The organism is Thalassobacillus sp. C254, from assembly GCF_001310615.1.
In genome coordinates, this window is sequence record NZ_BAXQ01000001.1 from 244,418 (window position 1) to 266,929 (window position 22,512).

30 protein-coding genes and 4 pseudogenes are annotated in these 22,512 nt (G+C 39.9%); 4 read left to right on the forward strand and 30 right to left on the reverse strand.

All coding sequences use genetic code 11. The features are described from left to right. Positions 1 to 148 precede the first annotated feature (148 nt). On the reverse strand, positions 149 to 967 hold the full coding sequence (locus tag JCM19033_RS01400; RefSeq protein WP_054635006.1) for a polysaccharide deacetylase family protein: 819 nt from the start codon (positions 965 to 967) through the stop codon (positions 149 to 151). Positions 968 to 1,258: 291 nt separating this feature from the next. On the opposite strand from JCM19033_RS01400, the gene JCM19033_RS01405 reads away from it, so the two are divergent. Beyond that, positions 1,259 to 2,473 carry a DUF418 domain-containing protein gene (locus JCM19033_RS01405; protein WP_083465211.1) on the forward strand — a complete coding sequence of 405 codons (1,215 nt, stop codon included), beginning with the start codon at positions 1,259 to 1,261 and terminating at the stop codon, positions 2,471 to 2,473. Between the two features lie 48 nt (positions 2,474 to 2,521). On the opposite strand, the gene JCM19033_RS01410 is transcribed toward JCM19033_RS01405, so the two are convergent. The 15 genes from JCM19033_RS01410 to JCM19033_RS23045 all read right to left on the reverse strand — a co-directional run bounded on the left by JCM19033_RS01410 (position 2,522) and on the right by JCM19033_RS23045 (position 9,052). Further along, entirely contained in the window at positions 2,522 to 2,719 is a 198-nt protein-coding gene (locus JCM19033_RS01410) for a hypothetical protein (protein ID WP_054635008.1), read from the reverse strand. 3 nt (positions 2,720 to 2,722) lie between these two features. Next, positions 2,723 to 3,046 carry a gas vesicle protein gene (locus JCM19033_RS01415; RefSeq protein ID WP_054635009.1) on the reverse strand — a complete coding sequence of 108 codons (324 nt, stop codon included), beginning with the start codon at positions 3,044 to 3,046 and terminating at the stop codon, positions 2,723 to 2,725. A gap of 41 nt (positions 3,047 to 3,087) precedes the next feature. Continuing rightward, positions 3,088 to 3,387 carry a gas vesicle protein K gene (locus JCM19033_RS01420; protein WP_054635010.1) on the reverse strand — a complete coding sequence of 100 codons (300 nt, stop codon included), beginning with the start codon at positions 3,385 to 3,387 and terminating at the stop codon, positions 3,088 to 3,090. Positions 3,388 to 3,400: 13 nt separating this feature from the next. Then, complete coding sequence (locus tag JCM19033_RS01425; RefSeq protein WP_054635011.1) at positions 3,401 to 3,634, reverse strand: gas vesicle protein; 234 nt, start codon at positions 3,632 to 3,634, stop codon at positions 3,401 to 3,403. Continuing rightward, complete coding sequence (locus JCM19033_RS01430) at positions 3,624 to 4,463, reverse strand: GvpL/GvpF family gas vesicle protein (RefSeq protein ID WP_054635012.1); 840 nt, start codon at positions 4,461 to 4,463, stop codon at positions 3,624 to 3,626. Before JCM19033_RS01430 ends, JCM19033_RS01425 begins: the two co-directional genes overlap by 11 nt. Positions 4,464 to 4,473: 10 nt before the next feature. After that, positions 4,474 to 4,668, reverse strand: a complete 195-nt coding sequence (locus JCM19033_RS01435; protein ID WP_306301185.1) for a gas vesicle protein GvpG — start codon at positions 4,666 to 4,668, stop codon at positions 4,474 to 4,476. Positions 4,669 to 4,723: 55 nt separating this feature from the next. Further along, complete coding sequence (locus JCM19033_RS01440) at positions 4,724 to 5,485, reverse strand: GvpL/GvpF family gas vesicle protein (protein ID WP_054635013.1); 762 nt, start codon at positions 5,483 to 5,485, stop codon at positions 4,724 to 4,726. 11 nt (positions 5,486 to 5,496) lie between these two features. Then, a complete protein-coding gene (gene gvpN / locus JCM19033_RS01445) occupies positions 5,497 to 6,630 on the reverse strand; it encodes a gas vesicle protein GvpN (RefSeq protein WP_269757909.1) in 1,134 nt (377 codons plus the stop codon). Further along, the gene (locus JCM19033_RS01450) at positions 6,627 to 6,824 is read right to left on the reverse strand and encodes a hypothetical protein (RefSeq protein ID WP_054635014.1); all 198 of its coding nucleotides are present in this window, start codon (positions 6,822 to 6,824) and stop codon (positions 6,627 to 6,629) included. Before JCM19033_RS01450 ends, gvpN begins: the two co-directional genes overlap by 4 nt. 4 nt (positions 6,825 to 6,828) lie before the next feature. Beyond that, positions 6,829 to 7,107: a hypothetical protein gene (locus JCM19033_RS01455; RefSeq protein ID WP_054635015.1), complete on the reverse strand. Its 279-nt coding sequence runs from the start codon at positions 7,105 to 7,107 to the stop codon at positions 6,829 to 6,831. A gap of 108 nt (positions 7,108 to 7,215) precedes the next feature. Then, on the reverse strand, positions 7,216 to 7,485 hold the full coding sequence (gene gvpA / locus JCM19033_RS01460) for a gas vesicle structural protein GvpA (protein ID WP_054635016.1): 270 nt from the start codon (positions 7,483 to 7,485) through the stop codon (positions 7,216 to 7,218). Then, a complete protein-coding gene (locus JCM19033_RS01465) occupies positions 7,485 to 7,922 on the reverse strand; it encodes a YtxH domain-containing protein (protein WP_054635017.1) in 438 nt (145 codons plus the stop codon). Before JCM19033_RS01465 ends, gvpA begins: the two co-directional genes overlap by 1 nt. Continuing rightward, positions 7,873 to 8,052 carry a hypothetical protein gene (locus JCM19033_RS24025; RefSeq protein ID WP_198153384.1) on the reverse strand — a complete coding sequence of 60 codons (180 nt, stop codon included), beginning with the start codon at positions 8,050 to 8,052 and terminating at the stop codon, positions 7,873 to 7,875. Before JCM19033_RS24025 ends, JCM19033_RS01465 begins: the two co-directional genes overlap by 50 nt. Before the next feature lie 246 nt (positions 8,053 to 8,298). Continuing rightward, positions 8,299 to 8,841 carry a YtxH domain-containing protein gene (locus JCM19033_RS01470; protein WP_054635018.1) on the reverse strand — a complete coding sequence of 181 codons (543 nt, stop codon included), beginning with the start codon at positions 8,839 to 8,841 and terminating at the stop codon, positions 8,299 to 8,301. 64 nt (positions 8,842 to 8,905) lie between these two features. Beyond that, positions 8,906 to 9,052: a hypothetical protein gene (locus JCM19033_RS23045; protein WP_157049692.1), complete on the reverse strand. Its 147-nt coding sequence runs from the start codon at positions 9,050 to 9,052 to the stop codon at positions 8,906 to 8,908. A 288-nt stretch (positions 9,053 to 9,340) separates the two neighbouring features. On the opposite strand from JCM19033_RS23045, the gene JCM19033_RS01475 reads away from it, so the two are divergent. After that, positions 9,341 to 9,979: a hypothetical protein gene (locus JCM19033_RS01475; RefSeq protein ID WP_054635019.1), complete on the forward strand. Its 639-nt coding sequence runs from the start codon at positions 9,341 to 9,343 to the stop codon at positions 9,977 to 9,979. A 60-nt stretch (positions 9,980 to 10,039) separates the two neighbouring features. Here the strand turns inward: JCM19033_RS01475 and JCM19033_RS01480 are convergent, their stop codons facing one another. The 3 genes and pseudogenes from JCM19033_RS01480 to JCM19033_RS01490 form a co-directional block, all read right to left on the reverse strand. After that, positions 10,040 to 10,960: a glycine betaine ABC transporter substrate-binding protein gene (locus JCM19033_RS01480; RefSeq protein ID WP_083465212.1), complete on the reverse strand. Its 921-nt coding sequence runs from the start codon at positions 10,958 to 10,960 to the stop codon at positions 10,040 to 10,042. Between the two features lie 70 nt (positions 10,961 to 11,030). Beyond that, complete coding sequence (locus JCM19033_RS01485; RefSeq protein WP_054635020.1) at positions 11,031 to 11,873, reverse strand: proline/glycine betaine ABC transporter permease; 843 nt, start codon at positions 11,871 to 11,873, stop codon at positions 11,031 to 11,033. Then, positions 11,870 to 13,014 (reverse strand): annotated as a pseudogene (locus tag JCM19033_RS01490) (glycine betaine/L-proline ABC transporter ATP-binding protein). The gene JCM19033_RS01485 and the pseudogene JCM19033_RS01490 overlap by 4 nt, the downstream one beginning before the upstream one ends. A gap of 364 nt (positions 13,015 to 13,378) precedes the next feature. On the opposite strand from JCM19033_RS01490, the gene JCM19033_RS23050 reads away from it, so the two are divergent. Continuing rightward, the gene (locus JCM19033_RS23050) at positions 13,379 to 13,528 is read left to right on the forward strand and encodes a hypothetical protein (protein ID WP_157049693.1); all 150 of its coding nucleotides are present in this window, start codon (positions 13,379 to 13,381) and stop codon (positions 13,526 to 13,528) included. 29 nt (positions 13,529 to 13,557) lie between these two features. Continuing rightward, positions 13,558 to 13,938, forward strand: a complete 381-nt coding sequence (locus tag JCM19033_RS01495) for a GbsR/MarR family transcriptional regulator (protein ID WP_054635021.1) — start codon at positions 13,558 to 13,560, stop codon at positions 13,936 to 13,938. Between the two features lie 87 nt (positions 13,939 to 14,025). On the opposite strand, the gene JCM19033_RS26980 is transcribed toward JCM19033_RS01495, so the two are convergent. The 11 genes and pseudogenes from JCM19033_RS26980 to phnC all read right to left on the reverse strand — a co-directional run bounded on the left by JCM19033_RS26980 (position 14,026) and on the right by phnC (position 22,497). Beyond that, positions 14,026 to 14,397, reverse strand: coding sequence for a topoisomerase C-terminal repeat-containing protein (locus tag JCM19033_RS26980; protein ID WP_306301186.1), 372 nt, complete (start codon positions 14,395 to 14,397; stop codon positions 14,026 to 14,028). Beyond that, a pseudogene (locus JCM19033_RS27855) lies at positions 14,397 to 16,192 on the reverse strand (DNA topoisomerase 3). The gene JCM19033_RS26980 and the pseudogene JCM19033_RS27855 overlap by 1 nt, the downstream one beginning before the upstream one ends. A gap of 146 nt (positions 16,193 to 16,338) precedes the next feature. Beyond that, positions 16,339 to 17,180 (reverse strand): annotated as a pseudogene (locus JCM19033_RS24845) (undecaprenyl-diphosphate phosphatase). Between the two features lie 78 nt (positions 17,181 to 17,258). Then, positions 17,259 to 17,985: pseudogene (locus tag JCM19033_RS01515) on the reverse strand (response regulator transcription factor). 202 nt (positions 17,986 to 18,187) lie between these two features. Further along, on the reverse strand, positions 18,188 to 19,114 hold the full coding sequence (locus JCM19033_RS01520; RefSeq protein WP_054635024.1) for a phosphate/phosphite/phosphonate ABC transporter substrate-binding protein: 927 nt from the start codon (positions 19,112 to 19,114) through the stop codon (positions 18,188 to 18,190). 134 nt (positions 19,115 to 19,248) lie between these two features. Next, positions 19,249 to 20,049 (reverse strand): Cof-type HAD-IIB family hydrolase, encoded by an 801-nt coding sequence (locus JCM19033_RS01525; protein ID WP_054635025.1) that lies wholly within the window; start codon positions 20,047 to 20,049, stop codon positions 19,249 to 19,251. Positions 20,050 to 20,061: 12 nt separating this feature from the next. Beyond that, entirely contained in the window at positions 20,062 to 20,424 is a 363-nt protein-coding gene (locus JCM19033_RS01530; RefSeq protein WP_054635026.1) for an ABC transporter permease, read from the reverse strand. Between the two features lie 17 nt (positions 20,425 to 20,441). Next, the gene (locus tag JCM19033_RS01535) at positions 20,442 to 20,876 is read right to left on the reverse strand and encodes a hypothetical protein (protein ID WP_054635027.1); all 435 of its coding nucleotides are present in this window, start codon (positions 20,874 to 20,876) and stop codon (positions 20,442 to 20,444) included. Then, positions 20,873 to 21,121 carry a hypothetical protein gene (locus JCM19033_RS01540; protein ID WP_054635028.1) on the reverse strand — a complete coding sequence of 83 codons (249 nt, stop codon included), beginning with the start codon at positions 21,119 to 21,121 and terminating at the stop codon, positions 20,873 to 20,875. The genes JCM19033_RS01535 and JCM19033_RS01540 overlap by 4 nt, the downstream gene beginning before the upstream one ends. After that, positions 21,118 to 21,732: an ABC transporter permease subunit gene (locus JCM19033_RS01545; RefSeq protein WP_054635029.1), complete on the reverse strand. Its 615-nt coding sequence runs from the start codon at positions 21,730 to 21,732 to the stop codon at positions 21,118 to 21,120. The genes JCM19033_RS01540 and JCM19033_RS01545 overlap by 4 nt, the downstream gene beginning before the upstream one ends. An 18-nt stretch (positions 21,733 to 21,750) precedes the next feature. Further along, positions 21,751 to 22,497 (reverse strand): phosphonate ABC transporter ATP-binding protein, encoded by a 747-nt coding sequence (gene phnC, locus JCM19033_RS01550; RefSeq protein WP_054635030.1) that lies wholly within the window; start codon positions 22,495 to 22,497, stop codon positions 21,751 to 21,753. Positions 22,498 to 22,512: the final 15 nt, after the last annotated feature.

The window sequence follows — 22,512 nt, forward strand, 5'->3', positions numbered from 1 at the left end:
TGGCCATACAACCTTCCTCGAGTATCGTTCACAATTTTTATTCATTTATTGATCAAAAGAGGTTTACCGTGGTCCATAACAGCTGTTTTCATTCACAAAAATGTCTGTCTGAGAACGGTCCTTAATCAGACAGACAAGGTGAAATGATTTACTTGGCCCTTGGGATATTAAACATCTCAGGGATCGTAACAAATTCAATTCCTTGTGCTTGAAGCTCTGGAATAATCGTCCGTAAGGATTCAACCGTTCCTGTAAGATCCTGATCCCAATTCCCGCCGTCATGCATTAAAATAACGTCCCCGGGCTGTGTATTGGTCAAAACGTTTGCTGCTATTTCATCTCCGGAAAGTTGACGCCAATCTTGGGAATCGACTGTCCATCCGACTGCAACGTTTCCAAAGTCGGCAAGTCTTTCCACAATGTCCTCGTTAAGATTACCATAAGGTGCACGAAATAACAGAGGGCGATAACCGACAGTTTCCTCTATGACTTGTTCTGCCTGGGGAAGTTCCCAATCTAATCGTCCTACTCCTTCCACTACAAGGTTAGGATGCCAGAAGGTATGGTTGCCAATAACATGACCTTCATTTTCCATTCGTAAAATCGTTTCCGGGTAACGTTCAGCTCTAGCACCCAGGACAAAAAAAGTAGCTGGGACGTCAAACTCTTGCAAGATATCAAGAATTTCTGGTGTAAATCTTGGGTCCGGACCGTCATCAAAAGTCAAAGCAACCTGGCTTACATCCGGAGACCCTCTGTAAATCACCGTTTCAGGGTACTGCTGGTGTAAAATACCAATGTCCACCGGTGATGGATCTCTTTCTGCATATTCAGGCCCCCCCTCTAATTGTGGAATGTCCTCCGGATCCTCAGGCTGTGGGGCCGCTGCCAATGAGGAGACGAATCCTAAAGAAAACAATAAACACACAAGGAAAACAGCTAATCGTTCACATATCTTCCTAATCATTGCACCACCTCCGTTTTGCTTAGTTTGAGGTAGATGCATTCTTTTATACTTCTTTCGTAGTTATCAATACTGAACAGTTATTTGTTCCATAACAAAAGACCTCTCTGCTGATATGAAAATGAGTTGGAACACTTACACAGATCAAATCAAACAATCTCTGTTTATAGCGCTAACCTCTTTTAACAAATCCTTTTCAGACGGAAGGGGCAAGGGAGTCTTCTTTTTTAGTTCCTTTACTGGGTAGAATCATGTACGATGACAAGGTAAGAATTTCTAAACAAGGGAGTGAAAATGATGAACCTGGAGGCTTCCAGAAGCAAAGAAAAAGTAGTATCCATTGACGTCATCAGAGGTTTTGCCCTTCTTGGCATATTGCTTGCAAATATTTTGTTTTTCAAGTCCCCTCTATTTCAAAAGCAGGGTGTTATTGTACCTGAGCCCTTAGGTGAAGCACCTTTTCTTGAGCAGACAGGCCATTTTGTTATTGAATTTTTTGTAAATGGAAAATTTTATCCTATGTTTTCTCTTTTATTTGGCTTAGGCTTTTATTTCTTTTATTCCAGAATTGTTCAAAGGGGTTTAGACGGAAATTCCTTTTTTAAGCGAAGAATGACTTTTTTGCTGATTCTTGGACTCATTCACCTGGTCTTCATATGGTCTGGCGATATCTTACATACTTATGCTGTGGCAGGTTTTTTTCTCCTTCTGTTTATTGATAAAACTCCAAAGGTAATTCTTACATGGGGCATAGCACTATTAGGGGTTTCGTGGATAGTATTAAGCCTGCTTTTTATCCTGTCGTCCATTGCTCTGACAATGAAAGGAAACGCCATGGGGGCTGACATACAAAATAACATTGCAGCTGCTTACCAGGTGTTTTCTGAAGGCACGTACGGGGAAATTCTCGCTTTTCGTATTCAGGAAGAAGTATTTTACGTTCTTCTTAACCTATTCTTAACCGTTCCGAATGTGTTAGGTATTTTTCTTATCGGTTTATATTTCGGAAAACAAGAGTGGTTTACTAAAGCAGAGGAGTATCAAAAGAAATGGAGAAACCTTTTCATTCATTCTTTCTGGAGCGGGGTATTGCTTACATCTATTTATACCTTCTTATTGTTTGATCTCTTTCCTATCCCATATTCCTTAGCCATAAGCTTGGCTGACGGCCTAAACATTATCGCCGGACCTTTGCTTATGCTCTGTTACGTCTCTTTCTTTGTTCTTCTTATTCAAAGAATAAAGAGCCTCAAAGCGCTCGTGCCCTTGGCTGCTGTTGGGCGTATGGCATTGACAAACTATCTTATGCAGTCTGTTATTCTTGTTTTTATCTTTTACGGCTTTGGTTTTGGTCTGTTTGGTTCTGTGAACATAGTGGAAAGCATCTTAATAGCCATAGGAATTTATCTTTTACAAGTCGTGTTCAGCACTCTATGGCTCTCAAAAAGAAGCCAGGGACCAATGGAAGCATTATGGAGGAAATGGACCTATCACCAAAAGGAACAATAGCACGATAAAAGAATGACAAAAGGAAAACTGGCAGGATGTCAATCAAACTCACTCTCTTTCTTGTCTTTTATTTTGCTCATCCTGGATCCCCACTTTGGCTCTCAGCACGTACTCTGACCTCAAAGTGGGGCCTCGCTTTCCCCGTCCAAGCTTTTTTTCCTCTGTCCTCCCCACGATAGATTGATCCTGATTTTCTAAATCCCTGATTATCTGCTTCAGGTCTTTAAAAAAATCCTTCTTTTTCATCAATCAGCCTCCTTTGTTTTCCTGTTCTTCCAGCTGTCCTTCGACACGTTCTTCCAGCTGTTTAATTCTTTCTTGAAGCTGCTGATTCTCCTCCTCTATCCGTATTGCTTTCGAGGAATAATGCGGATCACTTTCCCACCAGTCAATACCCATTTCTTTCGCTTTATCTACAGAGGCTACAAGAAGACGAATTTTAATCGTAATCAGCTCTACCTCCGCTAAGTTCAATTTAATGTCACCTGCAATGACTACCCCTTTGTCCAGGACCGTTTCCAACACATCTACGAGGTTGCTTGATTGGTGAGCTGGATGTTTGATCTCATCCATGGGATCACTCTCCTTTTCATCATATGATTAGATTTTGCTTATTACATCAAATTGCCTAGTGGTCCAAGATCAATATTCAAATCATCATCATCTAAGTTGAAGATTTCCTTTAATTCTTCCATCTTCTCCTCTAAATTCATTAGAGCTTCCCCTACTTTTTCTATTTCTTCATCCGTTAAGCTGCCATTTTCCACGCGCCTCATTGCCTGACGTTCGACTACTTGGCGCAGGAGTTCAATGACGGTCATAACAAGCTGGGACAACCCTTCTTCTGCCTTTTCCGGATCCAGAGAAATTCGTCCAGATGGATTATGTTTTTCAACTAGCTCTTGGTCTGCCATGATTAATCACTCCTTACTCACCTGTAAAATTTATTCTTTCTTCATTGATTGTCTTTTTCAACTCTTCCTCACGTGCCTGAATCAAAGTTTCTACCGAAGAAAGCAATATCCTTAAATCCAGATAGACCAGGTCTACCCCTGCTATTGAGATGGTTATATCACCTCGTAACACCACTCCTTTTTCAAGAACTGCATCTAATACATCTAGAAGAGAAACGTCTTTTGTCTGTAAGGATTCACCCGCCATTTGTTTCACCTCGTTCCGTAAAGTTAGAAAAATGATACGCGGGCCATGGTCCGGTGATTTCAAAAGTGAAATTCTCATGGTCATCTTTTATTTTTTTAATGAATGCAAGCGTCTGTTCTACTTTTTCTTTGGGTATTAAATAAGCTCCATTCCAGCACATATCATCTTTTCGTCCAGTGAGGTTTCTTTCCCAGTTTTTTTTCACCTCTTCTTCTTTGCTATATGAAGTCATTTGTTCATGAAAACACTCACAAAACCTGTCAATCTCCTTGTCAGCTTCATTTTCAACAAATTGACTCATTTTCTTTTTTTCAAAATACTGTTTTCCTCTGGGAAGATCTTTGATTTCTTGTTTCTTTTTTTCTATTTCTGGACTGCTAACCTCAACCTCCTCAATAAATTTCTTTTTGGCTGTGTAGATTTTAACGTTCCATTCCTGTTGATTTTTCAGTTTAATAAACTGAGCCATAATGCCTTCTTTGTTAGTGTCCATGACCTCTTTTACTCGATCTTCATTTTCATAAAGCGTCCCGAACTTCAAAGGAATGACCGTATATCTGTTATGTAAAGCATTCATCTTTTCATGGTGATGAAATGCTTTATCCTGCAGCCACCCCATGTTTTCTACTTTTTTCTGCAACACTTCTTCAGAAAAATCTTCATGTTTGACCAGGCATGTAATGGCAGTAATCTGGTCAAACACGATGCACTCCATTGAATGCTGTGGGTCAATTCCTTTCAAATGGGGTAAAGGATTTTCTTCATATTCCTCCGTTGGAATAAATGCATATAAATAGATAAGCTTACTAGTGCCCGCTTCAACTTGCATGATGCTCCCCCTATTCTTCCAGGCTTTCTCTTAGTCTCTCCTGTTCAGCTTTCTTGGCAATACGGTATCGTGCCAGCAAAACCTCTTCCTGCTCCTGATAGGCTTCTTCTGAAATTTCTTCCATCTCAAGCATCATTTGAAGGTGAGCGAGTTTTTTTTGGATGTGTTCTACGTCGTATAATTCTTTGTCCACTTCTTCTTTCACCTTTTCACCAACCATACAACTGTGTCTAGAGGCCAAGTGAACAATTTACGAATCATTACACACCCTCCGCTGCTTTTAATTTAATATCAATAAAGTTATAAGCAGGCCAAGGACCAGTATATTTAAAGTCGATTTGTTCTTTCCATTTCTCATACAATTCATTTACCTTTTTATCAAATTCTTCCTCTTTTTCTTTATCCACAAGAAATGCTCCATTCAATAGCATTCGCTCACTAATCGCTTCATTACTCTTTGCGGCATCAGCAATTTTAGCAAGAGGATTAAATATTTCTTCTTCAAATTCCACCTGCAAAGCTACCATGAAATTACGTGCTGCTTCTCCTAGGCGAATTTTTTCATAATAGCGTGCATCCTTATTTCGCTGAGCCACATTGGACTCCAGATGCTTTAAAGCCGGCTGTTCCTTAGCCTGTTTTTCTATCCACTCTTTCTTTCCGATTAACTTAAGTCCGACTTCAATTTTATTGTCTATACGTGGAAAAATCTCATCACATTGAGGAAGAAGTTTTTCTAAAAGAATCTTTACATCTTCTTCACCTTTTAACACATTTCCAAAGCTCATAGGGATCACGGTAAATTGCTCCATCACAGAAGCTACCATTTCCTGATGTGCCTTCACATTCTGACGTGATGGTTCATAGATTTCTACTGGGGCATCGGCAACTACCATGGATACACCCTTATGAGAAATGGTATAGACTTTTCGATGTTCGCCAGCTAATTTTGCTTTTCCGAATGTTTTCTCTTCGTTTGTCTGAATTATACAAAACAGATATTTTCCTGACTCTGTACTCATTTTGCTTCCCCCTAGCCCTTTCTCAATTCCTCTTCTACCATATCTTCTGCTTCTTCAATGCTGTCGCCTTCGAAACATTTGGATACGACAGCCCCCAGTACATCTTTACATAGCCGTACGAAATCCTCATCCGATGAACGAATGGAAATATCATTTTTCGCTGCTATTTCACTGATCATAATTGAAGCTCTATAGCTTGGTCCTTGTTCATCTTCCTCAGCACAACGCTGCCTTATCTTCTTCACTAGATTGACAATCAGCTCTGCTTCATCATCCGATATATCTGTTCTTTCTTTAACAATGTCAAGCTCTGTATTGCTGTTATGACCAGCATCCAACTCCATTGTTATCAAACGGTCTAATAATGCATCCTGAGATTCATATACTCCAGCATACTCTTCTGGATTGCTCGTAAAAATAACTTTGAAATTCGGATGGACACGGACAAAGCTTTCATTTTGTTTTGTTCCATATAACGGCAATATTCCTTCTTCCAAAACAGATAAAAATAAATTATTCGTTTCAGGACGAGAACGAGTAAATTCATCATAGACTAAGGTGTAACCATTTTTGACAGCTTCCACCAAGCGTCCTTTGCTCCATTTTTCATTAACTTCTTCCTGTTTTTTATACACAGCCCTGACATAGTTATCAATGACTTTACTGCTCGTATATCCTGTCATGCCCCCTAAGAGATCAGAGTTGGACATTTCATGATTTCCCTGCAAAAGCATGATAGGCTGGTCGTATTGACGAGCAATATGAAGTGCCAGAGACGTTTTCCCTACCCCGGCTGGACCGATAAAATGGACAGGGTATCCTGCTTCCAGATACATCTTTGACCGATTAGAAATTTCCTTGATTTTAGAAGTTTCTACAAAGTTCGCCATGTCTACATTTCGGTTATGCTCTCTTTGTTTGGAAGTAATACTATCCTGTGATTGATTGTTTTGTTTGATGTTCTTGCTATCTTCTTTCTTTTGCTGGATGTTCTCCTTTGCTTTCTCTTGCTGCTGGTCTTTCTGCTCAGTCTTCTTGCTTTTTGTTTGCTTTCTCTTTTGTTCCTCTGCAGATGGGTAGGTTTTACGTTCTCCTGTTTTCGGCTTGTTTACTTTAGGAGAACCAATCTTTCTTCTTTCACTCACTGTAGGTTTTTTCCGGCTGCTTGTATTTTTTTTGCCGGAGTCCGATTTCTCTTTCTTCGTACTACTAGATGCTTTCTCTTTTGAAGAGGAGGTTGATTCTTCTTGCCCCTTTTTCTTCTTTTGCGGCTGTGCGCTTCTTTTGTCTTCAGCTTGTTCGTTTTTTCTTCCTTGGTGTCTATATTTTCTGCTGCCATCCTGTTACCCCCTCTCTTCCGCTTCTAGTGTTGCCGTTCTCTGTCTTAAGCTTTTCCTTTCAAAAGCTACGATTTCCATGTCCTCGTTAACACGCGCTTGATAAACTCCAATCAATTGATCCCTGCCGTATTTTTTCATATATTCTTTTTCTTCTATGACTTCCAGTTCTACTTCCCAATGTTTCTCTTCAGTGACTATGGATGTTATACGATAAACCGGGTAAACATTCTCACGAAAAAAACTTTTAACAGTATTAATTACTTCTTCAAGTTTACTAGCCATTCATCTACACCTCTGTTTTGGAGACTAAGCTTCTTATGAAAAGCTTGTTAAATTATAAAGAGAACCGGCATATACGAAATTCGTATATGCCAGAATTGTTATTTATTCCTACGCAAAGTTAAGCTGGTTGGCTCCTCGCCCATCGTCTCCGACTTCTTCATCAATTTCTCCCTGTACTTCATCTCTTAATAGCCCAACTGCTTCTGCATAGCGCAGCCAAGTATCCACACTTGCAATAACAACGCGAGCTTCAATGGTAATAAGTTCAATACCCACTAGAGAAATACGAGCATAAAGATCAATGACAACTCCCTTATCAAGAATTCTGTCAATGACTTCTGCTAGACTTGAAGTATCTGTGCTTTTCTGAATAGCCATTATTTTTCACTCCTTAATCTACTTTTTTTAATATCCGTTGCCCCTTTAATATCGTTGGCTCCTTTTACATCCATCGGGCCTTTAATATCACTGGGCTTTTTAATTCCCTCATCGTCATTGGAGTCATCAGGATTAGTCAAGGCATTATCCTTCAGCTCTTCTTTCATGTTTTCGCCTTGGTCCTTTAACTTACCCTTGATGCCTCCTGCTTTGTTTTGTGAGTCATTTCCTTTGCCCTGCATCTCATCTTTAGCTCCTTGGAGATTTTCTTTGGCCTCTTCACCTTTTTCTTTCAGCTGCCCCTTCGCATCTTCAAGGTTTTCTTTGGCTTCTTCGCCTTTATCATGAAGCTCATCCTTGACTTCCTCTTTGGTCTTTCTTACTTTTTCAAAAAGGTTGTAGAACTTTTTTGCCGACAGCTGTCGCTGCAGCTGCATTCTTTGTCTTAGGCATGTCGTCAACCGTATCTTTGGCCTGATCCTTTATTTCTTCTTTGGTGTGTTCTTTTGCTTTTTTCGCTTTTTTACGCACTTTTTTTATTAACAAGTGATAAGGAGGCACCAGCAAGCCCTATGCCTCCAGCTACAAGGGCAGCACGTTTTCCATTACTGTTATTTTTATTTTGATTGGAATTTTCAGCCATAAAAGAGTCAATACCACCTTTCTTGCCCTATCGGTACAGGTGTAGAAGGCAGATGGAGTCATCCTTCTTATCAGTGCCGATATTACAGAGATGAATCGATAATAAAGGATGGTTATTCCCACGTAAGTAAGTTCACTGATGTCTTTCTTCCACCGGGAATATACAACTCTTTATCGCTGTTCATCTTCCTCATCGTCATCGTCGTCGTCTTCAAGCTCATCTTCATCGTATTCATCTTCATCCTCGTACTCGTCTTCCTCATATTCCTCTTCTGATTCCTCTTCTTCTGATTCCTCATGTTCTTCACCAGAATCTTCTTCCATCTCTTCGCCTTCTTCATGGTAAACTTCTTGATTCTCATTTTCTGTATCTTCATCCATATAGGAAGTATCTTCTTCACTAGCTTCGTTGTTTGGCTCCTCCTCTTCTTGAGAAGCACCATTTTTAGAGAATCTGGATGCTTTGTCTTTTAGATTATCAGCAATAGCTTCCTGTTTTTGAGAAGTCCAGTTTTGAACATCCTGCTGTACCTGGCCTACTTTCCCTTTAAGCTTTTCCACTCCCTGGGTGGATTGATCTTTCAAACCCTGCACTTTATCTTTTCCTTTTTGAGTTGTACGCTCATACGCCTCTTTTCCTTTTTGTGCTGTCTTTTCATAATTATCAGTGATGCCTTGGCGCACTTCTTTACCGCTCTTAGGAGAGGTCAGCATTGTAGTAGCCGTACCAACAATTCCTCCTACAACTGCACCCTGAATAAATTCCTTACTTTTTAATTTATTTCGCTACCTTTTTTCCCATTGTGTTCTCAGATTTGCTTTGGGTTTCTTGTGATTTTGATTTTGGTTTTGGATTAGGATCTCTTCTGCCATATTCAGTTGTTTGATTGTCGTCTCTTTTTTCTCCTACAGGTTGAGTTGGCATTTCATCTTCCTCCTTACTGCTTTTCGATTCTTACTTTGGCTATACCCCTCACTTCATCTTTCAAACTAAAAATGGTGAAAGACAAGTCCAGAAACAGCTTATGATGAATTTGGCAGAAAACATGAAACCCTTGTCCTAAAAGGGCAGGTTATTGTTCGCCCCACTGGGCATTCCATATATTGGTCATAAGAATTTCAGATTTACTTCCCTGAAATTAGCTTTGCCTTATCCTCTTTATCGGGGTATGATTTTAGTACCACATATTGTCCACAAAGAGGTGATTAAGCGATGAATCAGTACTGGAAGATCAGTGATTTTGCCAAGGAAATCGGCAAGCATGTTAACACTGTAGATGGCTGGTTTAAAAAACTCGAAGAAAGAAATATTCATTACATTAACAGAACTGATAATGAAAAAATTTATGAGGAATTAGATGTCAGAATAGGGTTGTTTATAAAAAAACAACGTGACAAAAAATGGTCTCTCGAAGGCATCTTTAACGAACTTCCCAACCATTTTGAACTCCGGCCTTTCCCACCGGATGCCGAGCCTGCTTCCCCTCAGACTATTGACTTGCACTCACTTAAACAAGAACTGCTACGGGAAATACATAATACAGCCGACCAGATTTCCAGAGCTAGAATGGAGAGACTGCAATCAGCTTATGATGAATTGTTAAAAGCACTTCCAGAAGCTAAATCAAAAGAGGAAGAAAGAGAAGAGAGAATTCATGACCTCCTTCTTCGCCGGCAAATTGAAGAAGATCTTGAAACGGAAGCGTTAACTCGCTGGAATACGCTTCCTCTAAGCGAACGACAAAAAAGAGCTCTTTTTCTTCGTGTGGAAGATACAATGAAAAGAGAGCGTTTTGTGAAAGCATATGTAAATATTAAGTTTGAAGAAAAGTTGAGAAAAAGCTTAATATAATGGGAATTCAAAAAGTCCTGCAGATAAAAGATCTGCAGGACTTTTCACTTCAATTTTTGTCTATTCTTCTCCTAACCATTCATCAACCAGTTCACGATTGTCTTCAATCCACTCTCTTGCCCCTTCTTCCTCATCGTCAGCATCGTTAATTACCGACATAAGTTCGCCTAAAGAGTCGTCATCCATATGCCAGGCATCAAACCATTCTACAACCTCTGCATGGTCATCCTCAAACCCGGTTCTTGTCATATAATAGATATCATCTGGATCACCATAAACATTCTCTGGATCATCCAGATACTTTAAATCATAATCCGCAAAGGCCCAATGAGGATTCCAAAGAGTGACCACAATGGGTTCTTCGTTTTGGTAGGCACTGTCTAATTCAGTCATCATTGCTGGTTCTGAACTGTCAACCAGATCGTAATCAAGATCATATTCTTCCACAGCTTCATTGGACAAACGCATAAGACTGGCTCCCGGGTCAATACCGATGATGCGTCCATCCATTTCATCTGCGTGGTCATTTAGTTCTTCAATGCTGTCTATGTCTACATATTCAGGTACTACTAGCCCAAGGCCTGTTCCTTCATACCATATTTCTCGAAGTTCAATTTGATCCTCATATTCTTCATAAAGAGGCTCATCGGTAATAGGAAGCCATACTTCAGGAGCAATATCAAGGTCCCCCTGAGCAACCCCCTGCCATACCGGTGCTTTTTCAAGCATTGTCAGCTCTACATCATATCCTTGTTCTTCAAGGATGACTTTCCACATATTAGATACTGCCACGTTTTCTGCCCAGTTATTTAAACCAATATTAAGAGTTCCTCTCTCTTCGTCACCTTCAGCAGCTTCGTCTGTCTCTTCCTCTGGAGCACCCTCTTCAAGCTCATCAACGACATCTCCATCTCCGCATGCACCAAGAACCAAAGCAAAACTAACAGCTCCTCCAAGTGCTAAAAAGCGTTTGTTCTTCATAAGTAAAAACCCCTCTTCTTAGTCAATGATTTATTTACAATTACCTGTTTCATAAAATACAGGTAAGAGTTTATTCTTTACTATTTCTTCGGCCAAGATTTTGAGATATTCTGTCCAGCATGATTGCAAGAATGACAATCGACAATCCTGCCTCAAACCCGGTACCCACCTGAATTTGCGTTACCGCTCTGTATACATCAGTCCCAAGTCCAGGAGCACCTACCAATGAAGCGATGACAACCATGGACAAAGCAAGCATAATACTTTGATTAATACCAGCCATTATCGTCGGAGTAGCAAGAGGCAGCTGGACTTTTTTCAGCTTTTGCCACCTGGTTGAGCCAAATGCGTTTGAAGCTTCCACCAGTTCATCAGGAACCTGGCGGATTCCTAAGTTTGTGAGCCGGATTGTTGGCGGCATCGCAAAAACGACAGAAGCTATAATTCCAGGAACCATTCCAATACCAAAGAAAAGGATAGCTGGAATTAAATATACAAAAGCAGGCATCGTCTGCATGAAATCCAGGATAGGAGTTAAAATGTTTTTTACAGTATTATTTTGAGAACTCCATATCCCGATAGGAACACCTATGACAATTGAAATAAATACTGCCGTTAACACAAGGGAGAGCGTTAAAATCGTACCGTCCCAGTATCCAAGGTTGTATATTAAGAGAAGACCAAGGCCGGTAAATATTCCTATCGGCCACCTGCTGGTCCACCACGCCAGCGCAGTGAATATTGCAATCAGAAGTAAAGCCGGAGCAAATGCAAGTATGGAAGCAATGCCGCTTACAATCCAGTTTATAAGGATAGCCGCTCCCTCAAAAATAAAAGCAAAGTTATCTGTTAAAAAATCAACGAATCGATCTACCCAAGCTCCCAGGGGAATTTGGTACATTAGTATGGTCATTTAACTCCCCTCACTTCGTTTAAATGTTCATCGCTTCCTGATAGTGCTCCTATTACTTTAGACCTGACAATAATTCCGAGAATCTTGCCTTCTTCATTAATTACCGGAACCGGCAGGGGAGACGAGGCCATTTTGTCAAACATGTCATTTAGTAATGTATCAGGCGCCACTTCCGGAAGATCCGTAAGTAAAATGTCTTCAAGAGATTGATTATTTTTCACTGCATTTGCAGCATCGTCCACTGTTACGGCCCCAACGTATCGTTTCTTTTTATCAGTAACATACAAGCTTGAGACGCCAGCGTCCTTCATCATCTGCAAAGCAACACGGACTCCACGGTCTTTTGGAATAGTTTCGGGCCGTTTCATGACATGTGAAGCCGTCAGCACCTTTGAAAGGTCTACGTCTTCAACAAATCTTTCAACATAGTCATTTGCCGGATTCATCATGATTTCTTCTGGAGTCCCTATCTGTACAATTGCTCCATCTTTCATGAGCGCAATACGATCTCCAATTCTTAACGCTTCATCAAGATCATGAGTAATAAAGACGATGGTTTTCTCCATTGACTCCTGTAATTCAAGAAGCTCATCTTGCATGTCCTTTCGGATCAAGGGATCGAGAGCACTAAAAGCTTCATCCATTAACAAAATATCCGGATCATTAGCCAAGGCCCTGGCAAGTCCCACTCTTTGCTGCATTCCACCACTTAATTCAGATGGATAGCTTTGTTCGTACCCTTTTAACCCGACTAGCTCCAGTGATGTTGTAGCCTTTTTCTCTCGTTCACTTTTAGGGACGCCTTGAACCTCAAGCCCATACTCTGTGTTATCGAGCACAGTTCTATGAGGAAATAATGCAAAGTTTTGAAACACCATACTCATTTTTTCCGTCGTACTTCTCTAAGCTTATCTGGCTTCAGTTTCACGATTTCATCATCGTCAATGTAGATTTCTCCAAAAGATGGATCTATTAATCGATTTAACATTCTGACCAAAGTTGATTTTCCGCTTCCAGACAAGCCCATGATGACAAATATTTCACCATTCTTGACTTCAAATGTAGCCTGGTTAACCCCTACTCCCATTCCAGTTTCCTTTAATATCTCCTCTTTGGTTTTTCCCTGTTTCAGCAGCTCCATTGCTTGTTTAGGGGACTTCCCAAAAATCTTTGTCAACTGATTTACCTTGATTTTGGGCTTAGACAAACTTGACACCTCGTTTCAACATCGTCTAGTTCTTTTTTCCTAATATAGAACACCTAGCTAATTATACTCTTTGCAAAATTACGAAACAAATTCCATATAGTGAGTTTTTTTGCGTAAATTTTGTACAGTATATACTGTACGCAATACACCCATATATTTTCTATCATTTACATGTAAATACCTAAGTATTGCTGGAAATAGCTTTAATTTACTTTTAGTGTTAATGTACTTACTATAAAAGAAAGTCATAAAACGTATTTAGATTAAAGCCTTACCATTAATGAAAGGGTTGTCCTACATGCCGGAATCAAAAGAATTAAATGAAGAGTTTCTTTTACAGTCCAAGGAACGGTCAGTGGAATCGCTAGCAAGAAGCATGAATTATAACGGTATTCCTTTGTCAACAGGCCGGATCTACGGCTCGCTGTACTTTTCAAATAGGCCTTAACTTTAGATGAATTAAAAGAAGATCTGCAAATGAGCAAAACGAGCATGTCTACGGGAGTAAGATACCTGCTTGATATGAGAGCAGTGAAAAAGGTTTTGAAAAAAGGCGAACGCAAAGATTTGTACCAGTTTAAGGATGACTGGTATCAAAGCTTTGCTGATATGTTTGCAGAACGCTGGAAGCATGTATCCGACATGAACATTGAAGAATTAAATGAATCAAAAGAGGAACTTCTTACATTGCGGGAAGAAAGCCCGGAAGAGGAAATAAGAAAAGAAGCTGATCATCTCCTGAAAAAAGTGGAGTATGCAATTGAATACTATGATTGGCTTGCAGAAATAGCAGAGGTTTTTGAGTCCGGTCAAATTTTTGAGATGATTCCTAAGCCCTCTTTAAAAAAAGCACCGTGATAAATATGGGTTAATGAAAAAGTCGATAAAAAAGCCCTTTACCTGAGGGAGGTAAAGGCTTTTTAACAACTGTTTTATATCCCATGTTTAATTGACATGCTGTTTTCTTTTTTGTTTCTCAAACTGAAAAGTGATCGTCCCCTGAGATTTTTCCTTCCAAGTGAGATAAGCGTTAAACTCGCTTTTCCCTTTAAACCCTTTAATTAGATTTGTTTTTCCGCTGCTTAATAATTTTTTTATATTTGTTTCACTGATTTTCTTTCCAAGGAGCCTTTTACTTACAATAAAGTCACAGCCATTTTTGTTATAAGCACTGCAGCCATACAGTTTTGTTTTATCCACGACCCCAGCTCCGCACTTAGGACACTGCCCAAGAGATACACTGTTTTCCCTGTTGTCCAAGGCTTCTGTGGATTCAGAAATATCCCAGGAAGAAGAGTTATTGATTGCATCCTTCACTAATTTATCAGATAGTTTTTTGGCATTATCGATAAAAGCTTCGCATCAGCCTTTCCCTGCCCTATTTCACTTAAACGCTGTTCCCACCTTGCTGTGAGCTCTGCCGAAGCAAGCACAGTACCATTCACTGCTTCCACAAGAATGAAAGCTTTTTCTGTAGGGATAATTCTATGTTTTTCTTGTCTGATATAGGAAAGAGCCTTCAGTCGTTCAATAATACCAGCTCTCGTTGCTTCCTCTCCAAGCCCTCTTGTTTCTTTTAATACAGCCTTTAATTGCTGATCTTCAATTTTACGTCCGGCATTAGCCATGGATGAAATGAGTTCTCCCTCCGTGTACCGTTTAGGAGGCGTGGTTTTGCCCTCTTTCACTTCTGATCTTGCACAAAGACCGGTTTCGTTCTCCTGCAAAACGGGCAGATAGACATCTCTTTCATCCTTCTTCTGGCTTTTTTGAAGGGTACTTCTCCATCCTTCCTTTATCATCTGCTTGCCCTTCGTGTAAAAGAGGTGAGTTTCTACTCGGGTCACAATAAGCGTATGATAAAATTCTGCAGGATAATAATGAGCTGCAATTACCCGCTTAACGATTAAATCATATATCTTTCGTTCGTCTGCGGACAGCTCATGTAAAGAAGGAACATTTTCAGTAGGGATGATCGCATAATGATCGGTGACTTTTTTGGCGTTTACATATCTTCTGTCCTTCATTACATCCCTTTGGATGTTTGAAGCTATGTCTCTGTATGGTTCCAGCTGTTTCACTTGCTGAAGAAATTGAGGAAAGGACCGTGCTTCCTCTTCTGAAATAAATTCACTGTTCGTCCTCGGGTAAGAGATTAAGGACTTTTCATATAATGATTGAGCCAGATCAAGAGTTCTTTTCGCAGAAACTTAAATATCTTGTTTGCTGTTTCTTGAAGAGTAGAAAGTTTAAAAAACTGGGGAGGCGGCTCTTTTTTCGTTTCCTTTTTTACCTTTTCAATTCGTGCTTCTTTCCCGCTCGTCTCCTCTTTTATCTTTTCGGCGAGCTCCTTTTGAAACAGTCTGCTCTCATTGTCTTCTGTCTGATATTTTCCTTCAAAAACTTTATTTTCAAAACGAAATTGTCCAATCACTTCATAAAAGGGCTTCGATTCAAAAGACAGGATTTCTTTTTCTCGGTTGACAATCATGGCCAGCGTCGGTGTCTGCACCCTTCCGGCTGAATAGACAGAACGACCTCCGCCATTTTGTTGAATTAATAATGTATAGGCTCTGCTCATATTCATCCCGACAAGCCAGTCTGCATGGCTTCTTGCCAGGGCTTCAAAATAAAGAGGACGCGTTTCTTCAATATCAATTAAGTTCTCAAACGCTCTTTTTACTGCCTTTTTTTCCAGCGACTGAGCCCATACTCTCTTTACCGGCTTTTTCACTCCGCTTTGCTGGATCACAAGCTCGACGATAAGTTCTCCTTCTCTCCCAGGGTCGCCTGCAGCAATGATTTCTTTTACCTTAGGGTTGAGAAGAACTTCTTTGACAGCCTGGTACCTTTTTGCTTTTTCCTTTATCACTTTGTATTTAAATGTTTCAGGAATAATGGGCAGTGTATCAAGCTTCCATTTTTTGTACTGAGGATTTAATTCGTCAGGTCCGACCATTTCAAATAAATGACCAGAACACCAAGTCAAAAAGGCTCCTTGCGGAAACGTATCACAAGGAGAAATTTCTATATAATGACCTCTTTTTTTATGTTTAAACGGGGCTGCAAGCTTTTGAGCCTGGTTCCCCTTTTCAGCAACAATGGCTTGCATCTATTTCTCTCCTTATCGTTCTTCAATCAATTGAATAGTTTCATTGATTATCAGCTTAGAAAAATCATACACTACCTTTCTCAATAAGGGAATAAAAATGCATCACCTGCTCTTAAATAATTCTCTTGCATTCTTTTGTGCTATTCTTATGCAAATATCAATAAAAGAATACCTACACTTAAGCAATAAACCGCAAAGTAAATCAGCTTGCCGCTTGTAACCACTTCAATAAACAGTTTTATTGCTAAAATTGACACTCCTAGTGCAAACAGGAAAGATAAAATGTAAAACTGCATTTGTCCAGGCTGTGAAAACGCCGCAAGAATTTCATCAAATGTTAATACGACACTGCCTAAACTTGCTGGGATAGATAAGAAAAAAGAATACTTCAATGCGGCAGCAGGATTAAACTTCCTTGCTAACGCAGCAACTATGGTAGCTCCGGAACGGCTAATTCCAGGAGCAAGGGCAAAAGACTGTGCCATACCGACTATGACCGCATCCGTAATGGTGATCTGCCTTCATCTTTTGTCCCTCTCAGCTTTCGAATGATATAAAGAGCAATACCAGTTATCAAGAGAGCTGCCGCCACATAGTGAAGTTGTGTAAATTCAGCTCCAAAAGTATCGTAAAAAAGACCCCCTATTATTACCGCAGGAATAGTTCCAATAATGATGAGAACGCTAAAGCGAAACATCTCCTTATCTGTTTCTCGTCTTTTTGCAACATAAGAGATTGTTCCTGTTATTAACTCTGTCAAATCCTTTTTAAAAACAATAAATACAGCAATCAGCGAAGCAGCATTTAGAAATGTTTCAAGATGAAGGTCCGGAACCCCTATTCCAAAGAAGTGGGAAAATATTCTTAAATGGCCACTAGAGGAAACAGGAAGGGGTTCTGTTAACCCTTGAATAATTCCTAGCAGAATATACTGAATAAGATCTAACATATAATCTCCCTTTTTGTAGTCATAGACTTTTGTTGTCATTCTTGCTTGGTACCGATAAAAACTTAGAAAAAATATATCTTTATCCGGTAAAATACAACAGAGCTTATAACAGATAATTTATAGATCTATTTCTTTTTCCTGATAGAGCGGTTCTTCCATTTTGTATCCCAACCCTCTTACCGTTTTATATAAACGGGGTTTTTCGGATTGGGCTCGATCTTTTCTCTTAAATGACTTATGTGTACGTCAACTATCCTTGTATCACTTGGAAAACTATAGTTCCATACAAAATTTAACAAATGTTCTCTACTAAGTACCCGATCCTTATTTCTAACTAAATAAGTCAGAAGCTCAAACTCCTTTAACGTTAACTTAACCAACTGATCTTTTAAATACACTTCATATCTATCAAGATACAAATGTAGTGACCCAACTTCCAGCTTTCTAGTATTGCCCTCCCCCTGAATGTCTTGGGTTGAGCTGTTCTTCTCAAAACCGCTCTTACCCGTGCCACTAATTCTCTGGGACTTATCGGCTTAGTTAAGAAAGCATCAGCTCCGATCTCTAAACTTAACACTTTATTAATGTGATCTTCTTCTGAAGATAATAGAAAAATAGGAGTGAAAACCTTTCCTTGTCTTAATTTCTTACAAAACTCAAGGCCGCTCAGTTTGGGTACCTTTATATCCATGATAATAACGTCAACGCTTCCACTCCTTAATATACTTAGCGCAGATTGACCATCGCTTGCTACTATTACAGTGAATCCAGCTTGTTTAAGATATCTTTTAAGCATAGTGACCAGGGAAACATCTTCATCAACAATAAGAGCATTCAGGTTCATGACCTTACCTCCTCTTTTCTTTAAAAGGAAAAATTTACTTAGAATGGTAAAAAGAGAACCCAGTCCTTTGAAAATAGGACCAGGCACCCTACTGATAAAAATATAATATTCCTTTTACATGGTTTGAGTTATTCCAATAATTCTTCAGGTGACATTTCTAAAGCATCGGCTGTTTCACGAATAATATCATATTCCTCATCTTCTACAGGTAAAAATCCGCCTTGATAATTAGATTCCTCCATAAATTCTTCCATGGATGGATCTTTATGCATAGTGTGGAACGCTTCAGCCACCGCTTCCTTAAAACTTTCCGGCAGATCGCATGAATGGCATCTGGACCCCGTGGAATATCATCCGTTTCAGCAATAACTTTTACTTGATCGAGGTTGTCATGATCACCGTGGGTATCAGAGATTCTTTCTACTATAAAATCACCCACTCCAGCTGCATCTACATCTCCATTTAATAATGCCAAGAGGGCTGTATCATGACCCCCTGCAAATATCGTATTGGCAAACATATTATCAACTTCTTCAGCCGAGAGACCTAACTCGTTAATAATATGGCCCTTAGGAAAAAGATGACCAGAGGTTGAAGCTGCATCGACCCATGCAAAATCTGCCCCTTCAAGATCCTCTAATTCCTCAATTCCATTGTCTTCCAAGGTAACAATATACGATTGATAGGTTGCTTCATCTTCCGACTCCACTCCCATGGCAAATGCTTCGGCATTACCCCTGTCAGCTGCGAGAATATAAGAAAAGGGGCCGTAGTGAGTTGCATGGATATGTCCATTTCTCATCGCTTCAATCATGGCATTATAGTCAGTCCCTTGAAAGAATTCTACTTCTACCCCTAATTCATTTTCGAGATATTCTTCTAAAGGCTCATACCGGTTAGAAAGAACTTGTTGATCTTCAGCGGGCAAAATTCCATAAACAAATGGATCTGGCCAGTCTTCTCTGTCCGAGCTGTCTTCTGATTCATCCTTTCCACCATCGTTTCCTTCAGTCTGTGAAGTTTGGTCTGTACTGTTAGCACCCGCTTCTTGATTTTCTTCCCCACCACAAGCAGTTATCATTAAGACTGAAGCCAACAAACAAGTGCTTAGTAAATATTCCTTTTTCATGACAAACCCTCCCAAAGGCTTATGTATTTGTAACAATTTAAAAGTAACACAGAGATGTTAAGGGAAAATTAAGACTTGTTCAACAATCAGTATTCTTTTATAAGATAATGTAAATTTCAAACAATAGGCAGAACCTATGCCTCTGCTGCTGTATTTTTGAAAGGCTTTTCTCCCAGCATAGCTTCAAGAATGTCAGCTACTCCTTCTTCCTCATTTGATAGAGCTATGATGTCTGCTTCAGCTTTCAAGGCGCTCGGAGCGTTATTCATTACGACCCCGATCCCTGCTTCGCGAATCATTTCCCTATCGTTAAAGTAGTTTCCAAAAGCAATCACCTCGTTTGGATGAATGCCTAGCCTTTCACATATAGTTCTCATAGCTGCTCCTTTATTAACGTGAGACGGCATAACATCAATTGTGTCTTCTCCGCTTCTAACAATTCGATGAGTTGTTTCGATAGAGCACACTTCATCAAAAATACTGTTCAGCTTTTCTTCTGCACCTGTAATTGCCATTTTCATTACGGGGTCTTTTATCGTGGTAACATCTTTTATTTGTTGAAGATGTTCAAAATGACCGATCTTCTCAGTATCAGTGAAACAACCTTTGATCGTATTAAGGTGATATGCCTGTTTTAGTGGCCTGGCCCATTCAATAAATGGATGTAAATCTTCCATTTCTAACCCTTCTTGATAAAAAATTTCATCGCTTCTTGGATCAAATACACACCCGCCGTTTAACGAAATCACAGGATCTTCTAAGTTAAGCTGCTTCGCTAAACTTCTGCAGGAAACTGGATGCCGGCCGGTGGCAAGCATGACCTTAGCTCCTTGCCTTCTCCATTCTCCAAAGACCTTTACCGTTCTTTTCGTGAGTGAATGATCATTACGGAGTAAAGTTCCATCAATATCAGTTATAATCAATTTTATATTCATCTCATCACCTTCTTAACTCATAGCTTTGGACGTGACAGTATCAGCTCTTTGTTTCAAAAATCTCGTAATCATTTCTATTGTTAAGATCATGGCAAAAATAACTAATGTAATAGCAAGCATTTGATCATAAGCAAGGAGACGGGAAGCTCTGACAAGTTCCCATCCGATTCCGCCAGCCCCCACCACCCCAAGAACAGCAGCGTAGCGAATATTTATATCAAAGCGGAAAACAGACCAGGATATAAAAGCGCTCATGATTGTAGGCATGATTGCCTGGGTGATGACTTGAAATTTGGAGGCCCCTGCTGCTTGCAATGCTTCTACAACACCCATATCTATCTCTTCTAGGTTCTCTGCATAGACTTTGACAAGCATTCCTATGCTATTTACTGCTAAAGCCAGGATCCCCGGTGTGGTCCTAACCCAACCGCAACGATAAAAAGAAGAGCCCAAATTAATGCAGGAACCGCTCTTACGAATGCAGCAAAGCCTTTGATACCGTAGCTGATAGACCAGTGTGGAGCAAGATTTTTGGCTGCAAATAGAGCTAAAACTACCGAAAATACAATGCCAATTAAAGTGCCCATAATCGCTACCTGTAATGACTCAAGAGCAGCGGAAAAAATATTAATAGGCTCATCTATCACTGGAGGAAGCATGGTCCCAAGGATGTGTGAAAATCCATCAAAAGCCGCTAGCATTCTGGCTGGAACAATATTGAGCTGCAAGATACTAAAGAAAAAGAACACCACTGCAACGATACCGATCAACTGCTTTGTGGTTCGTTCTTTTTCTGCCTTTATTGGACTCGGAACATGGTTACTCATAAAATCCTCTCCCTAATCTTTGCTGTGGTAAATTCAACCAACAGAATCAAGGCAAAGATCATAAGGATCCCAACCGCTGCTTGTTGGTAGTGGAATAAGCTAATTCTTTCACTTAAGGCCAAGCCGATCCCGCCTGCCCCAATCATGCCCAAAACGGCCGCTTCACGAATATTTAAGTCCAGCTTGTATAAAGACCATCCGACAAACCCCGATTTAAACTGAGGCCATACTGCTTGTCCAATCACTTGAAACCAGCTGCGCCCGTGGATCTGACAGCTTCCACTTGTCCCATGTCAATTTCTTCAATTAGATCAGCATACGCTTTCCCTAAAATACCAATTCCTGAAAGACCAATAGCTATTGTTCCTGCAAAAGGTCCTAATCCGATGGCAGAAACAAGAATGATCCCCCATACAATGGCTGGGACTGCTCTTAAAAATGAAATGACAGATCGACTAGTGAACCCTAAGAGCGGATGGAACGTTGTATTTTTTGCAGCAAGAACCCCAAAAAACAAAGAAAACACTACTGATACGATCATGCCAACATAGCTCATATAAATCGTGTCTAAAGCAGGCATAATAAACATGGAGATCGCTGAAAAATCTGGCGGAAGGAGATCTGTAAAGAGAAATGTAAAAATGTTTGAAGCGCCAGAAAACAGGTACAGTATACTGAAGTTTGTTTCAATCCAAGCCCAGATAATAGCTGCTAAAATAATAGAAAGGGTTAATGCTCTATTTTTTGCAATCATCTTTTTTCTTCTTACGTAGTCTTGATATATTCCCTCTAAATCTACCGAAGAGGAGCTCAGTTTTTCCCTTTGTTTGACTACTTTTTCAGCTGGCATACTCATGCAAAATATCCTCCTTTCTTATGCCTTGTAAATCATTTCTGTTATTCCATTTGTTAACTCTTTTGGCTTTCCATCGAAAACGATACTTCCGCCCTTAATCCCGATAATGCGGTCTGCAAATTCTTTAGCAAAATCCACTTGATGCAGATTGACAATTGTAGTAATGTCATCCTCTTGGGATATTTGCTTTAAATAGGTCATGACATTTTCTGAGGAAGTTGGATCCAGGCTTGCAATCGGCTCATCAGCTAGTAGGATTGATGGGTTTTGAGCAATAGCTCTAGCAATACCTACTCGTTGCTGCTGACCCCCGCTAAGTTCATCTGCTCGTTTAAATGCCTGGTCTTTGAGACCTACTCGCACTAATATATCAATCGCTTTTTTTGTATCATCCTTACTATATCGGCCTAACCCTCCCTTAATCGTAGACATGTAACCTAATCGCCCGTGAAGAACGTTTTGTACAGTCGTAGATCTTTTGATCAGGTTATACCCTTGAAAAACCATGCCGATTTGTCTTCTGACTGATCGCAGCTTCTTTCCTTTTATCTTTAATATATTTTCATTATTGAAAATAATCTCTCCGCTTGTCGGCTCGTTTAATCTGTTAATAGACCGTAAAAATGTACTTTTCCCTGCCCCGCTTGGACCGATAATTGCAATAAGCTCTCCTTTTCCAATCCTTGAAGTAATTCCCTTTAACGCTTCTGTTCCATCACCATACACTTTTTTAAGATCTTTGATTTCCAGGACTGCCTCACCCATGTATCTAACCTCCAT